Source organism: Roseovarius sp. MMSF_3359 (assembly GCF_030733385.1).
GTDB lineage: Bacteria > Pseudomonadota > Alphaproteobacteria > Rhodobacterales > Rhodobacteraceae > Roseovarius.
Genome location: NZ_JASHJC010000008.1, coordinates 103,567 through 118,245, shown reverse-complemented (window position 1 = coordinate 118,245; position 14,679 = coordinate 103,567). Strand labels below are relative to the sequence as shown.

Genomic DNA, 14,679 nt, shown 5'->3' with positions numbered 1-14,679 from the left:
TACAACCCTGCGCCAGCCGGGCACAAAGAGAGCTGAACCGGCGGTAAGTATTTGATTTTGTGTCTATTCGGCACGTCATCCGTCACCGAAAATGCGGATGTAGTCCCCAAGACCGACGCCGAAATGCCGTTGAAACGCGCGGCGCATTCGTTGCGTGTCGCCAAAGCCGCTGCTGCTGGCGACGGTCTTGAGGGGCATCCGTTCACTCAGCAATCCACGGGCATGATCGACGCGGACACGTTCGACGAACTGCGCCGGAGAGGTCTTGAGGTGCCGGTTGAACTGCCGCGACAGGGTCCGGCTGTTCATCCCGGCTTCACGCGCCAGATCGTCGAGGGTCCAGTCCCGGTCGGGGCGGGCGATGACCGCCTCGATCAACCGCCCAAGATTGTCGTCGCGGGTGAATTGCCCCGCCAGATGGATGGCATATTGGCTCTGCCCGCCGGTACGGCGCAGTTGCACCACCAGCTCCCGTGCGACCGCGAGGGCGGTGGCATTGCCGCAATCCGCACGGATGATCGCCAGCGCCAGGTCGATCCCCGTCGTCACGCCCGCGGAGGTAAAGACGTTGTCCTGTGATACGCTGATCCGGTCGAGGTCCCACATCACCTGCGCGTAATCGCGCGTATCCCCTTCGCGGGACCAGTGGGTCGTTGCCGGGCGGCCATCAAGCACCCCGGCGGCTGCAAGGATCAACGCCCCCGAGCAGATCGAGATCAGGCGGGCGCCCGAGGTCTCGGCCGCTTTGTCGCGCACGGCGTCAAGCAGTGGATGGTGGCGCAGGGCTGCGTCTACGCCATCTCCGCCGGGCACCAGAAAGTCACGCCCCGGCACCCTGCCTGCAAGGGCGCAGTCGGCCTGCAAGAGCAATCCGTTCGACGCCCGCACCGGCCCGCCGTCAAAGCTGACATACCGATGCGCATAGACCCGGCGGTCATGATGGAGCGCCGCCTCGAACGCCTGCACCGGTCCCGCGATATCGAGCAGGTTCACACCCTCGAAAATCAGGACGTCGATATTGCGGTTGGTAGGTGATTTGTCCAAATTTGACGCTCAATTGACATTTCAGACAAAATCAATGGCAGCTAGAACCAGGTTGGTCAAGATCGATTGAAAGAGGTGCATCATGGCAGAGGAACAGACCGGCGCGCGTGATTTCGTGGGGTTGCTGACCGCAAATACGGTCCTGGGCGTGGCGATGCCCATGTTGATCATCCTTGGCGGCCTCGCCGGGTTGATGCTGGCACCGGGCAAGGCGCTGGCGACCTTTCCACCGTCGGTGCAGATGTTGGCAGGGCTGGCGGCGGCGGGACCGTTTTCGTTGCTGATGGGGCGATTGGGGCGCACGGCTGGCTTCCTGCTGGGCGGGGCCATCGCGACATTGGGCGGCGTGATCGGCACATTCGCGCTGTTGCAGGGGAGTTTCCTTCTCCTCTGCCTCAGCCATGTGTTTTTCGGCGCGGCACTGGCCTGCTACCAGTACTTCCGCTTTGCCGCCGCCGAGGTGGTGCCGGACAGGTGGCAGCCGGTGGCGATATCGCTGATGCTGACCTCGGGGTTGGTGGCGGCCCTGGTCGGCCCGCAGATCTTCATTGCCACCAAGGATTTCTTTGCGCCTGTGCCCCTGGCCGGCGCCTATGCGGCCATCAGTGTTGTCAGCCTGCTCGGCATGATCCCCCTGGCCATTGTCCGGATGCCCGGGGGAACGGCACCGGGGAGGGGGCCGAGACGAGCCAAGGTCTCTGCCGCACTGCGCCGCGGGCCGGTCATCAAGGCGGTGGTCATCGCCGGTGCGGCGCAAGGGTTCATGGTTCTGCTGATGGCACCCACGCCGCTTGCCATGATCGGCTGTGGCCTGGGGGAGACGATGGCGGGGGACGTGATACGCTGGCACGTGGTGGCGATGTTCGCGCCGAGTTTCGTGACCGGCTTCGTCATCAAGCGGGTAGGAGCGCAACCGGTCGCGCTGTGCGGCCTGGCGTTGCTGGGTGCATCGGCGGCGGTTGCGGCAAGCGGATTGTCGGCGCTGCATTTTTACCTTGCGCTGATCCTCCTGGGCATCGGTTGGAATTTTGGGTTCATCGGGGCCACAGCCATGCTGTCCAGTGCCCTCGCGCCCGAAGAGCGCGCAGGTGTACAAGGGGCCAATGACACGATTGTCGCGCTGGCCTCGACGGTATGTGCCTTTGCATCGGGGGCGGTTGTCACCGGGCTTGGGTGGATCTCCCTGAACCTGATCGCCCTGCCGATCCTGATCTGCGTGATTGCCGGTGTGCTGGTTTTCAGCCGCCGGAAGATGGCCGCGGAGATATGAACGCCAATAAAAAGGCGCCGACCCGAAGGTCGGCGCCGAGATCACACGAATAGCTGGCTGAGCTACTCTTTCGCTTCTTCCTCGAATACCCGTTTTAGTCGCTCCGGGCTCCGGGCGGCGGCGTCATCGGCCTCCATCTCGCGTTTTTCGATTCCCGCCTGCATGACGTGGAAGGCCAGCCAGAAGAGGACGCAGATGATGAAGAGGATGAACTCCATCCCGACCATCGGATAGATCGGTCCGATCTGCGAAAGATCTGCGCCGGACCAGGTTTCTACTTGTGTCGTTGACATATCATCGTCCTCCTTAACTCAGCAGACCAAGGCGCTTGGCCTCGGCGATATCGGCCTCGGAAATCGCGATGGCATCAGCCTCTTCGGCCATTTCCTCGCTCATATCGAGCCCGACCAGTTCAACTGCCGGCGGCACCCGCAGCATGCCCATGCCCGAAAGGATCTTCGAGACGATGAAGGCAGGCAGGAAGCCCAGAACACCGAACATGATGATCGCACCGGCCAGTTGGCCCCAGGGTGTGATAACCGCACCCGGATCATGATAGGCCGCCGTCGCCGGGTGACCCCAGAGCATGAAGCCACAGATGATGAGACCGATGAAACCGGCATAACCATGCACGGCAATCGCGCCCACCGGATCGTCGATCTTGAACTTGCGCTCGACCCAGAAGTGGAGCTTGTAGGCACAGTAAGCACCGATCGCACCGATGATCATCGCCTGGTAGGGGTGGTAGAGGTCGTTGCCCGCGGATGCGGTGATGACCCCGGCAAGACCGGCCGAATACGTCCAGAATGCCTCGCCCTTGGACACGATGTACCCCATGATGAGACCGCCCGAGAGCGACATCAGGAAGTTGAACACGATGGCCGACAGCGTTGTGGGCGTCAGGTAGATCGTCGTCGCGGTGAAGTTCACCACGCCTTCGGCACCGCCAAGTGTCCCGTGGTCGATGATCGGCACGTTACAGGCGACGTAGAAGCCCCAGAAGCCGCAATAGATCAGGAAGAGGCCGATGGTGACGAGCCACTTGTTATGCGGGTTGATGTTGCGTGGGGTGCCATCGGGGGCAAATTTGCCGATCCGTGGCCCAAGCACGCAGACCACCCCAAGCGCGAAGCCACCGGCAATCGCATGGATAACCCCCGAAGCGTAGGCATCGTGATAGCCAAGCTGCGTGACCATCCAGCCATCCGGGTGCCAGCCCCAGGCCGCGTCGATGATCCAGGTGAACGAACCGATGACAACGGCCAGGATCCAGAAGGCCGAGGGACGGATACGTTCGATGGTGGCGCCAGAGACGATCGAGGCCGCGGTCCAGCTAAACAGAAGGAAGGCCGCCCAGAACACGCCGTTGATGCGCGCCCAGAAGCTGTTGCCCAGTTCCACGCCATAGCCCATGACCGGGTCCTGGCTGGCCACGCCCGGGCCGCCCAGGTGTGTACCCATGAGTTCGCCCCATGGCACCGCGTTGTCGGATTGCGTGATGCCGCCGGTGATGCCCGGACCATTGGGGAAGGCGAAGTAAATCCACCAGCCAAAGAAGAAGAAGGTCACGGTCACCAGCGGAATGAGCATGGTGTTTTTCATCAGCGTGTGAACGTGGTTTTTGTGGCGGGTTGCGCCGACCTCATACATGCAGAACCCTACATGGATCAGGAACATGAGCGGTACAGTCACCCAATAATAGAACTCGGTGAATATCACCGTCAAAGCACCGATATCGGTATCCATTCAGTTGTCCTCCCGTTTGGACAGTTGCTTTTGTCTGCGGGGCTCTTTTGATGCGGCCCCTTCGTTTTGGTTTAGTATTGGTCCATCAGTGGTTATGGATGGTACACCAATACTACCTCTAACTCGACTCTTTTCATTGCAAAAGCGCCGTGTCGGAAACAGGTTAGCATGCGTCGTTTTTCCTGTCAGGTAAAATTTATTCCTAAAATTCCACACTATATGTAGTGGCTATCCAATCGGATAGGTGCATACCTTCCGATTTGGTCCAAAGACCGCACTAAACAGCAGTGATGCGAAAAGGTCCGATTCTAGTGCACGAGCGCGTCCGCCGCGCGGATGTAGGCGGTCCGCGTTTGGGCCAGGTCTTCGTCGGTGAGCGCAAGGCACGGATAGGTCTTGCCCGGAGATTTCAGCAGGCCTTCTTGGCGCAGAACGCGGTTGAACTGTTCCTGCCGCGCCGCGTCGGACGTCAGGACATCGCGGTAGTTTTGGACATTGCCGTCGGTAAAGACGACTTCGAACAGGGTTGGATCACCGACGATCCGGTGCGGGATGCCGCGTTCCTTGAGGGGGGTGCTGGCCATCTCCATGATCGTTTGACCCAGGGTGCGCAACCGGTCGTATTGACCCTCGCGGCGCAGGACTTCCATCGTTTTGAGGCCCGCAACAGACGCCACTGGATTGCCCGAAAGCGTGCCGAGCTGCATCAGCCAGCGGTCGGCGCCGACGGCGGATTTATCAAAATGCGCCATGATATCCGCGCGTCCGGCGATGGCCGCCAGCGGGAAGCCGCCGCCAATGATTTTGCCCAGGGTGCAGATATCCGGCGCCACGCCGTAAAGCTCCTGCGCGCCGCCATAGGAAAAGCGGAAACCGGTGACGACCTCGTCATAGATCAGCACGATGCCGTACTTGTCGGCCTCCTCGCGCAAGAGCTGCAGGAACCCGGGGGCAGGAGGGATGATCCGCTGCAGCGGCTCGACGATGATCCCTGCCACCTGATCCCCCCATTCCGCCAGAAGCGAGCGGATGTAATCGGGATCGTTGAAGGGCGCGATCAGCATCTCATTGGCGACACTTTGCGGGATGCCGGCGCTGTCGGGCACGGCTTGCGGGAAATTCGCGAGCCGGGTTGGCGCGAGGCTCATCTGTGCCTCGGCGGACATGCCGTGATAGCCCCCTTCGAACTTGACGATCTTGTCGCGCCCGGTGAAGGCGCGGGCGAGCCGGATGGCATACATATCCGCCTCACCCCCCGAGGAGACATAACGAAGCTGCTCGGCGCAGGGGACAGCGCGGCAAATCTCTTCGGCCAATTCGATCGCAGGCGCGTTGTTGGTGAAGAAGGTCATGCCCTTTGGCAACTGCTCGAAAATCGCCTCGCGCACCTCGGGGTGATCGTGGCCAAGAAGCATCGGGCCGGAGCCGATCAGGTAGTCGATGTATTCATTGCCGTCTTCGTCCCAGACCCGGGCGCCACGGCCCTCGCGGATAAAGACCGACGGGTCGAAATTGCCGAAGCCGCCGGCGGGCAGAACCTCCTGCGCGCGGGTGATCCATTCTTCCTGAGTGCGGGTCTTGAGCATGTGAGTATCTCCTAATCGAGGATCAGGTCGGGCGAGCCGAGAAGATCGGTGTCGGGGGTGATGCCAAGGCCGTGGCCTTCGGGCGGGGCGATGCGGCCATCGCGGCGGGTGGGGGCATCGGGGGCGAGGCGCGGCGCGACGTAGTGGTTCAGGTCGCAGGTGTTCATCAACCCGCGCGCCGGGGTAGACGCCGCCAGGTGCAGAAGCGCCGCGGTGGTGATGTCGCTGCCCCAGGTGTCTTCGACGCACATCTGTGCGCCGAGTGTCAGGCAGAGGTCACGGGCCACCCGCATCGCGGAGAGCCCGCCGAACTTGCTGAGCTTCAGGGCGACGGCATCAAGGCACCCCTGACGATGGCCTTCGAGCAGCGTCGGCAGATCATGGGCGTTTTCGTCGAGCTTCATCGGCAGGCCGGTCGCGGCGCGCACGGCGGCGCATTCGTCGATGGTGGCGCAGGGCTGCTCCAGCATCACGTCAAGATGCGCCACGGCCCGACCCACGCGGGTGGCGGTGAGGCGATCCGCCCCGCAATTCCAATCCCCATAGACCAGCGGTCCGGGCCCGACGGCCCGGCGAACCGCCTCCAGACGGGCCACGTCCGCCAACCAGTCATTGTCCGCGCCAAGTTTGACCTGGAACTGTGTCATGCCCGCTTCTTGTGCCGCGATGGCCATGCGCGCCATCTCTTCCGGGGCAACACAGGTGATCGAGTGATAAAGCGGCATGTCGGCCACAGCACGTCCGCCGAGCAGCGCATAGAGCGGCAGTTTTGCGGCCTTCGCGGTCAGGTCCCAAAGGGCCGTATCAATCGCGGATTTGGCGTAGTCATGGCCTTTGAGATGATGATTGAGGCGGGCCATCAAGACCGGCGGGCCAATCGGATCGGCGCCCAGCAAAGCAGGCGCCAGGTCGGTCAGCGCCGGAGCCACACCTTCGGCATAGGCGGGCAGGTAGTGCGGGATCGGACAGACCTCGCCCCAACCGCTCAGCCCCGCATCGGTATCGAGCCGCAGCACCACGGAGGTTGTCGTGTCACAGGTTTTGCCATCCGCCATGTAATAGGTCTCATGGGCGGTCAGGGGCACATGCCAGAGGGAGAGGCGGGTGATCTTCATAGGCGGTCGGTCTCTTGAGGTTTTGCGCCGCGCTTGCGCGCGTCGCCGGGGGCGGCCCTGCGGGCCGCATTGGGGTGAAGGCCATATGCCTCTCGGATGCGAAGCGGGGCCACCGGGTTGGTTGTGGAGGAATGCAGCATCCGGTCAGTCCCCGTAGATCGCCATTGGCGCGCCTAGCAGATCCGGATCGGGCGTAACCCCGAGACCGGGCAGATCGGGCGGCGTTGCCGCGCCATCGAGGTTGCGCGCGCCCTGGTCCGGGACCGGGTCGATGGCGAGATGGTAATGACAGAGCCAGGACGCGAGGCGGTTGGCGTCGGGCGTCGCGGCGGCCAGGTGGATCGCGGCGGTATCAGCCAGGGCCGAGCCGCCAACGTCTTCGATATGCATCTGCCAGCCGACAGAGAGGCCGAAATCCCGGATCTGCCGGGCCCTGGTAAGCCCGCCCACGCGTCCGGGTTTGATCTTGACGCCTTCGCAGGCCCCGCGCCGCGAGGCTTCCAGGTGGTCGTTCATCGTGGTCATGCATTCATCCAGCAGGATCGGATTGCGGACCCGACCCGCGACATGGGCGCATTGATCCAGCGTTTCGCACGGCTGCTCGACCCAATCGCGGGCGGTGACGGAATTCAGCACCTCGATAGCGGTGGCAGGTTGCCAGGCGCGGTTGACGTCGAAGGTCACGCGGTGCCCGTCGGGGAGGGCGGCGGAGATGGCCTCGATCCGGTCGATATCGGCGGCGATATCCGTGCCGCCCACCTTGGCGGAATGCACGGTGTAGCCCTTTTCCGCGGCGGCATTGATGAGCGCGATCATCTCGTCCGGCGTACCAGTCGAGATCGACGAGTTGACCGCAACGGGACTGGCTTCGGCACCGCCCAGCAATTGCCAGAGCGGTAGGCTGGCCGATTGCCCGAGGATATCCCAGCAGGCGATATCGACGGCGGATTTGACGTAAGGGTGGCCCGGAAGCTGCACATCCATCACCCGGTTCACGTGATCGACGCTCCGCGGATCGAGGCCGATCAGTGCAGGGGCAAGGGTTTCGATCCCGGCCCGGACACCGGGGCCATGGGCGGGCAGGTAGGTATGCCCCCAGGGGCAGCTTTCGCCCCAGCCACTGAGGCCCTCATCGGTGTCGATGCGGAGGAAGGTGCTATCCAGCCGTTCGAACTTCAGCCGCCCGCCCGAGAGCCAGTAGGGCTCGGTCAGGGGCAGGTCGATCTGCCAGACAGAAACCCGCGTGATCTTCATTTCAACTCGACCTCGACAAAGGACATCGGCGCGTCACCTGCGTTGATGACGTTATGTTCAACGCCCGCATCACGTCGATAGGCCGTCCCCGCGGGCACGGTGACTTCATTCACCTCTCCGCCCGGCAGTTCGAGGCGCATGTGGCAATCGGTGATCGCGGTGATCACGTAGTCGAACCCATGTTTGTGCCAGCCTGTATCCTGCCCCGGTTCGAAATCGAACCGTGTCACCCGGGTGCGGGCATCGTCGATCAGTTGGGTCGCGGTACAATGGGTCATTCTGAGGCTCCGTAGGTGGCGACAGGTGCGCCGAGGCTTTCGAAATCCGGGGTCACGCCAAGGCCGGGCGTGTCGGTTGCAAAGAGCTTGCCATCGGCCGTGACCGGGCCACCAAGGCCGGTGTTGCGGGAGTTGTAATTCATCAGGTCGGTCGAATTCACCAGGTATTCTGCCGGGGTCGAGGCGGCAAAATGGGCCAGCGCGGCGCCGGTGATCTGCCCGCCCCAGGTATCTTCGGCCACGACCGGAATGCGGTTTTCGACCAGGAAGTCGCGGACCCGCCGGGCCTTGGAAAGTCCGCCCAGGTTCGAGATCTTGAGGCAGCAAATCTCGGCGCCGCGGTCGTGCACGATCCGCTGCGCGGCGTGCAGGCCGGTCACGCATTCATCGAGCTTCATCGGCTGGGTGGCGACGCGGCGGACCTGTTGGCACTCCTCATAGGTCTGGCAGGGCTGTTCGAGGATGAAATCCAGGTCAGCGGTGGCGCGGGCCACGCGGATCGCATCATCCACACGCCAGCCCTGATTGGCATCGGCCATCGCTTTTTCGCCCGGCTGCAAGAGGGGTACGGTCTGGCGAATACGCTCGATATCCGTGGCCCAATCACCGCCGACCTTGATCTGGAACTGGCGGTAACCGGCGGCGCGGTGGCGGTCCATCTCGGCGATCGTCTCGGGTAGGGCGCGTTGTGGGGCCACGCGGTACATCGGCGCGCCATCGGTCAGCTTGCCACCCATCAGCATCCAGACCGGCTGCCCGGTGGCCTGCCCCAGAAGGTCCCAGCAGGCGGCATCAAACGGGGCCTTGGCATAGCCGTGGCCCTGCACAATGTGGTCCATCAGCCGCTCGATCCGCGCGACCTGCCGCGGGTCTTCTCCCAGAAGCTGCGGCGCGACTAGGCGGGCCAGCGCCTCAACTCCTTCCGAGTGGGCGACCATGTAGTTCTCCCCGCAAGGGCAGAACTCGCCACACCCCTGCAGGCCCGCATCAGTGTCGATCACCACGACAGAGGTCTTGGCCACGGAAATCGCATTGCCCGCGCCCCAGACATAGCTGCCATCGACATATGGCAGGTCGGTTTTGTAGATGCGGATGCGGGTGATCTTCATGGTCGCGCACCGTAGCTCTCGATGGGGGAGCCGAGGACGGACAGGTCGGGCGTGATGCCAAGGCCCGGCAAGGTGGGCGCCTCGACCCCGCCATTAACAACCGGAGCGTCCAAATGGGCCACGGTGATGTCAATCATGGCGCGTGTATCCAGGGCACAACGCAGCAGATGGCGCGGGGTGGATTGCGCGATATGCAGGATCGTGGCGCAGGAGATCTCGCTGCCCACCGTGTCCTGAATGGACATGACCATGCCCGCGCTGGCAGCAATGGTGCGTTGGCGGATCATCGGCGTGATGCCGCCCTGTTTCGACACTTTGAGCCCGACCCCGTCGCAGCTATCATTGACGATGGCCTGGATCAGGTCGGCTTCGGTCTGGATCAACTCATCGAGCAGAAGGGGAACAGAGCACCGGGCGCGCAGAGACTGCGTTTCGCGCCAGGTGGCGCAGGGCGCCTCCAGCACGAAATCAGGCCCGTCCGGCAGGAGCGCCTGCATCCGGAGCGCATGTTCCGGGCTCAGCCCGTTATTGGCATCGGCCAGGTACCATTCACCGGGCTGCCGGTCTGCCAGGCAGGCGCGGATGCGTTCGGCATCAAGGGCGGGGCCGCCTTCGACCTCTTGCGCACCGATCTTGATGGAATGACCTTTGAAACCCTCCGAGCGGTGCGCGGCGACCTTGGCGCGCATGGCCTCGGGCGTGTCTCCGCCGATGGATGAGATGACCGGAAGAGGGCCGGGGATACGTCCGCCCAGCATATCGCAAAGCGGCAGCCCGGCGGCCTGTGCGGCGATGTCCCAGCAGGCGACATCAAGCGCCGTGCGCGCATCGCGGTGGCCACGTAGCGTGGCGCGCATCGCGTCCCAGATCCGGTCGTGATGGCGCGGGTCCATGCCGATCAGGGCGGGGGCCAGAAGGTCAAGCGCCGCGCGCGTCCCGCCCGCATGCGCGGCGACATAGGTCGCGCCGAAAGGCGTGCTTTCGCCCCATCCCTGCATCCCGCAATCCGTCGTGATCCGCACGATCGTGGCGTCGTAGGAGGTGTATTCTCGCCCGCCAGACAGCCGGTAGACACCGCCTTTGACCGGCAGATCGACCTGGAAGAGATCAACCGCCGCGATCCTCATGCCAGGTCCTCAGCGGTCGACAGAACCGGGATCAGGTCGAAACCGTTGCGCCAGATCACGTAGCAGAGCACCGGGCTGTCGCCTGTTTCCATGGCGTGAGGTTCGTTACTCTGGTGTTGCAAGGTGTCGCCTGCGCTCAGGGTCACCTCGGGGGATCTGTGCCGAAAGAACCGGGCGCTGCCGGCGATGACGAGATAGGCCTCTTCGGCAAGATGGTGGTGCCAGGTATAGTGAAGATGGGGCGGCATATAGACCATCCAGGCGCGCATATGATCGCTGTGAAACGGGCCTTGATCTCCGATCAGGCAATAACATCCGAACCGGTCCATGAAATCCTGACCGATATTGGTGTCCTTGTAGGTCTCGCGCCAATGGGCGGCCGGCGTTGCGGCCAGAAGGGCATCGTGAAACCCGGCCAGCGGTGATCCGGCAAGGCCGGTCTCCCTGGTGAACAAATCCGCGGCGGGAACGTGATGTGGCGACAGGGGCTGTGGCGTGATGTCGTTCGGGAAAGGGCAAAAGGCGTGCAGTGCGGCGTTCGCGTCATGGACACGGCGGGCCTCGGCCAGAAGTCTGTCCCAAACGGCACGGGTCACGGCGTGACCACGATATTGCCGGTATGTTTCTTGGCGATGAATGCCGCCTGCGCCTCGCGCAGCTCGCTCAGGTCGTAGGTCGCCGCGAGAACCGGTTCAAGCTCGCCCCGTTCGATGTACCTCACGATGTCGCGGAAGACATGCGGCGGGTTCACGGTGGAGCCGGTAAAGGTCAGATCGCGCAGGTAGAATGTACGCAGGTCCAGCGTGACCATCGGCCCGGCAATCGCGCCGGAGCAGGTGTACCGCCCGCCGCGTTCGAGAATGTCGATGAGATCCGGCCAGCCATCGCCGCCCACCACATCCGCGACGACGGTGATTTTCTCATCGCCCAGGGCGGCGCGAAGATTGTCGGGGCTGCGGGGCAGGATGCGGTCAGGGTTCGATTTGGCGACATCGGCGTGCTTGGCCTCGGACGCCATGGCAATCACCCGCGCGTTACGGCGCTTGGCCAGTTGGATAAGCGCACCACCGACCCCGCCGGACGCGCCGGGGATCAAAACGGTGTCCTTTTCGGTGACATTGGCGCGCACCAACATGCCTTCGGCGGTGGCGTAGCTGCATTGGAAGGTGGCCAGTTCCGCGTCGCTGAGGTCGCTTTCCACCACGGCAACATCACGGCGATCCGCGGAGGTATATTCGGCGTAGCCGCCATCCCGTTCGGACCCGAAATAGCCGGTCTTGTCCATGTTACCGGGATCGGACCAGTCCCGTTGCCAGCCATCCACCATGGCGCGTTTGCCGATGATGCCCGGGTCTCCGTTGGCCCCCACGGCCACGACACGGCCCACAACATCGGCCCCTTGGATGCGTGGGAAGGACAGGGGGCGCCCGCCCCAGGTCGGATCGTCATCGTTGATCTCGAGGGCGCCGCCGGTGGTCCCGTCATCCACGGCCTTGGAATACCACCCGGACCGGGTGTTGACGTCGGTATTGTTCAGCCCGCAGGCGCCGACCTTGATGAGGACGTCATCGGGACCAACCTCAGGCACCGGCCAGTCTTCATGCCACTCATAGGCGTCCAGATCACCATGGCCCTTCAGGACCATCGCCTTCATTGTCGTCGGGATATCGGTCATGCGTCTGTCCTTGGCTTCAGGCTTTCGGGGTCATAAGCCGGTGCATCCAGTATGCGGCCCTTGCGGGGGCTGCCCGCGATGACAACCTCGACCTCTGTGCCTGCTACGTTGGCGTGGGGCTTGATATAAGCAAAGGCCAGAATCTTGCCCACTGTATGCCCGTAGGCGACAGAAGCTGTCGAACCGACGACCTTACCATCCAGCATCACCGCTTCGCCGCCGTGGCCGTCATGGGCGCCATCCGGTTCGATCTCGAGATAGGCACATACCCAGGGCATGGAACCACTCGCGGTCTGCGCGGCGCTCTCGCGGGTCTTGTCCACGCCCAGATACTCCTTGTCGAGCTTGGCAAAGCGCATCACATCGGCCTCGGGCAGCGTGACCTCGTTGGTCAGTTCCCCCGCACCCTTGAACATCTTCTCCATTCGCATCGCGTTCATGGCAAAGCTGCCGTAATCGGCGATGCCGTGCGCCTCACCCGCGTTCCAGAGTGCGTCATAAACCGCCAAGGCGCTGTCACGGGGGATATGGAATTCCCATCCCAACTCACCGGCGTAGGACATGCGGAAGGCCCAGAGTTCGTGTCCTGCAACGGTGATCTGCTGCGCGGTCAGCCAGCGGAACCCGGCATTCGACAGGTCCGCATCGGTGCATTGGGCCAGAACCTCGCGGGATTTCGGGCCGTTGAGAGCAAGCGCGGCCCAATCGTTGGAGCGCAGGATGATCTGCACATCCTCTCCCGCGAGGTTTTGGTTCAGGTGATCCAAGAGGCGGTTTTCGAAAAACGCTGCGCAAACAAGATAATAGCTGTTGTCGCTCAACTTGACGATGGTGGTTTCCAGCTCGATCCGACCGCGGCGGTTCAGCATATGGGTCAGGGTGATGCCACCCACCTTTTGCGGTAGCTTGTTGGCCACCAGTCGGTCCAGCAACGCGGCGGCACCGGGGCCTGCAACCTCGACCTTGGTGAAGGCCGAAATGTCCATGATACCCACGCCCTTGCGCACCGCCTGGCATTCAAGGCCCACCATGTCATGCACCTCGTTGCGGCCAAAGCTGTAGTGATCGTGTTGTTCCACCCCGTTTTTGGCAAACCAGCGGGGCCGTTCGTGGCCAAAGACCTCTTCGTAGACGGCGCCCTTTTCCTTGAGCCGCTCAAAGAGCGGGCTGGGTTTGATCGGGCGGCCCGCGAGGCGGTTGAAATGCGGGAAGGGGATTTCGTGGCGCAGGCAATAATCTTCTTTTGCCTTAATGACTTGCCACTCCTTGTTCGCGTAATCTCCAAAACGGCGTGGGTCGTATTCACGCATCGAGATATCCGCAGCTCCGTGCACCATCCATCGCGCCAACTCGCGGGTCAGGCCGGGGCCCCAACCGATGCCGATCTGTGTACCGCAGCAGCACCAGTAGTTGCGCGCACCGGCGACGGGGCCAATCAGCGGATTGCCATCGGGTGGGTGGCTGATCGCGCCGTGGACTTCGCGTGTGATCCCAAGCTCGGCAAAGATCGGCATCCGGTCGAGAGAGTTCTCTAGCCAGGGCATGATCCGGTCATAGTCGGCATCGAAAAGCTCGTTCTCGGCCTCCCAGGGGCAGTGATCCTCCCAAACGGTGTTGGGGTTGGCCTTTTCATAGATCCCTATGAGCCCGCGCTTTTGCTCCATCCGGATATAGCCCGAGACCAGCTTGTCATCGCGAATAACTGGAAGTTCGGTCTCCAGATCTTTGAATTCAGGCACATTTTCGGTCACAAAGTAATGGTGCGTCATCGACGTCATGGGCAGCTGCAGCCCGGACCATTCTCCCATCTGCCGGGCATAGGTGCCGCCCGCGTTAACGACGTGTTCGCAGGTGATGGTGCCTTGTTCGGTCTCAACCACCCATTCGCCATTATCGGCTTGCGTGATGTTCGTGGCGCGGCACCGGCGGATGATACGCGCGCCCAATTGGCGAGCGCCTGCGGCCATCGCCATGGTCACGTTGGTGGGGTCCACATGGCCGTCATCGGGTGTGTGCAGTGCCCCGATCACGCCGTCCAGATTGTAGAACGGGTGCAGTTTGGCGATCTCGGCGGGGCCGACGAGGTCGATGTTGAACCCCAGTGAGCGACCAACACTGAGCGTGTGACGCAGCCAATCCATTTCATCTTCGTCATAGGCCAGGCGGAAGGAACCGCAGCCATGCCAGGTGACAGCTTGCCCGGTCTCTTTCTCCAGCCCGCCCGAGTAAAGGCCGATGTTGTAATCGACGCATTTGCCCAGCCCGAAGCTGCTGGTTGAATGGGTGATCTGGCCTGCTGCGTGCCAGGTCGAGCCGCTGGTAAGTTCGGCCTTCTCCAGCAGAACAACCTCGGGCCCCCAGCCCTCATGCGCGAGGTGATAGGCAAGCCCCACCCCCATCACGCCACCGCCGACAATGACCACGCGGGCGTGGTTGGGGAAGGTTTTTTCGGACATATCGCAATTCCTTGTCGCA

13 protein-coding genes are annotated in these 14,679 nt (G+C 62.9%); 1 reads left to right on the top strand and 12 read right to left on the bottom strand.

Going from position 1 to position 14,679, the window contains the following annotated elements; all coding sequences use genetic code 11:
- Positions 1-75: 75 nt before the first annotated feature.
- Positions 76-1,044 (bottom strand): GlxA family transcriptional regulator, encoded by a 969-nt coding sequence (locus tag RBB29_RS13120; RefSeq protein WP_306116100.1) that lies wholly within the window; start codon positions 1,042-1,044, stop codon positions 76-78.
- 82 nt (positions 1,045-1,126) lie between these two features.
- Here RBB29_RS13120 and RBB29_RS13115 point away from each other — a divergent pair, with 82 nt between their 5' ends.
- Positions 1,127-2,314 (top strand): MFS transporter, encoded by a 1,188-nt coding sequence (locus RBB29_RS13115; RefSeq protein WP_306116101.1) that lies wholly within the window; start codon positions 1,127-1,129, stop codon positions 2,312-2,314.
- A gap of 62 nt (positions 2,315-2,376) precedes the next feature.
- Here RBB29_RS13115 and RBB29_RS13110 read toward each other — a convergent pair whose 3' ends face one another.
- From RBB29_RS13110 to RBB29_RS13060, 11 genes are all read right to left on the bottom strand, one after another.
- On the bottom strand, positions 2,377-2,607 hold the full coding sequence (locus tag RBB29_RS13110) for a hypothetical protein (RefSeq protein ID WP_306116102.1): 231 nt from the start codon (positions 2,605-2,607) through the stop codon (positions 2,377-2,379).
- 13 nt (positions 2,608-2,620) lie between these two features.
- Complete coding sequence (locus RBB29_RS13105; protein WP_306116103.1) at positions 2,621-4,060, bottom strand: ammonium transporter; 1,440 nt, start codon at positions 4,058-4,060, stop codon at positions 2,621-2,623.
- A gap of 308 nt (positions 4,061-4,368) precedes the next feature.
- On the bottom strand, positions 4,369-5,646 hold the full coding sequence (locus tag RBB29_RS13100) for an aspartate aminotransferase family protein (RefSeq protein ID WP_306116104.1): 1,278 nt from the start codon (positions 5,644-5,646) through the stop codon (positions 4,369-4,371).
- 11 nt (positions 5,647-5,657) lie between these two features.
- A complete protein-coding gene (locus tag RBB29_RS13095; protein WP_306121164.1) occupies positions 5,658-6,761 on the bottom strand; it encodes a mandelate racemase/muconate lactonizing enzyme family protein in 1,104 nt (367 codons plus the stop codon).
- 144 nt (positions 6,762-6,905) lie between these two features.
- Entirely contained in the window at positions 6,906-8,015 is a 1,110-nt protein-coding gene (locus tag RBB29_RS13090; RefSeq protein ID WP_306116411.1) for a mandelate racemase/muconate lactonizing enzyme family protein, read from the bottom strand.
- Positions 8,012-8,293 (bottom strand): cupin domain-containing protein, encoded by a 282-nt coding sequence (locus RBB29_RS13085; RefSeq protein ID WP_306116412.1) that lies wholly within the window; start codon positions 8,291-8,293, stop codon positions 8,012-8,014. The genes RBB29_RS13090 and RBB29_RS13085 overlap by 4 nt, the downstream gene beginning before the upstream one ends.
- Positions 8,290-9,402, bottom strand: coding sequence for a mandelate racemase/muconate lactonizing enzyme family protein (locus RBB29_RS13080; protein WP_306116413.1), 1,113 nt, complete (start codon positions 9,400-9,402; stop codon positions 8,290-8,292). The genes RBB29_RS13085 and RBB29_RS13080 overlap by 4 nt, the downstream gene beginning before the upstream one ends.
- A complete protein-coding gene (locus tag RBB29_RS13075) occupies positions 9,399-10,529 on the bottom strand; it encodes a mandelate racemase/muconate lactonizing enzyme family protein (RefSeq protein WP_306116414.1) in 1,131 nt (376 codons plus the stop codon). Before RBB29_RS13075 ends, RBB29_RS13080 begins: the two co-directional genes overlap by 4 nt.
- On the bottom strand, positions 10,526-11,125 hold the full coding sequence (locus RBB29_RS13070; protein ID WP_306116415.1) for a dimethylsulfonioproprionate lyase family protein: 600 nt from the start codon (positions 11,123-11,125) through the stop codon (positions 10,526-10,528). The genes RBB29_RS13075 and RBB29_RS13070 overlap by 4 nt, the downstream gene beginning before the upstream one ends.
- Complete coding sequence (locus RBB29_RS13065) at positions 11,122-12,204, bottom strand: zinc-binding dehydrogenase (RefSeq protein ID WP_306116416.1); 1,083 nt, start codon at positions 12,202-12,204, stop codon at positions 11,122-11,124. The genes RBB29_RS13070 and RBB29_RS13065 overlap by 4 nt, the downstream gene beginning before the upstream one ends.
- A complete protein-coding gene (locus tag RBB29_RS13060; protein ID WP_306116417.1) occupies positions 12,201-14,660 on the bottom strand; it encodes an FAD-dependent oxidoreductase in 2,460 nt (819 codons plus the stop codon). Before RBB29_RS13060 ends, RBB29_RS13065 begins: the two co-directional genes overlap by 4 nt.
- Between the last annotated feature and the right edge of the window lie 19 nt (positions 14,661-14,679).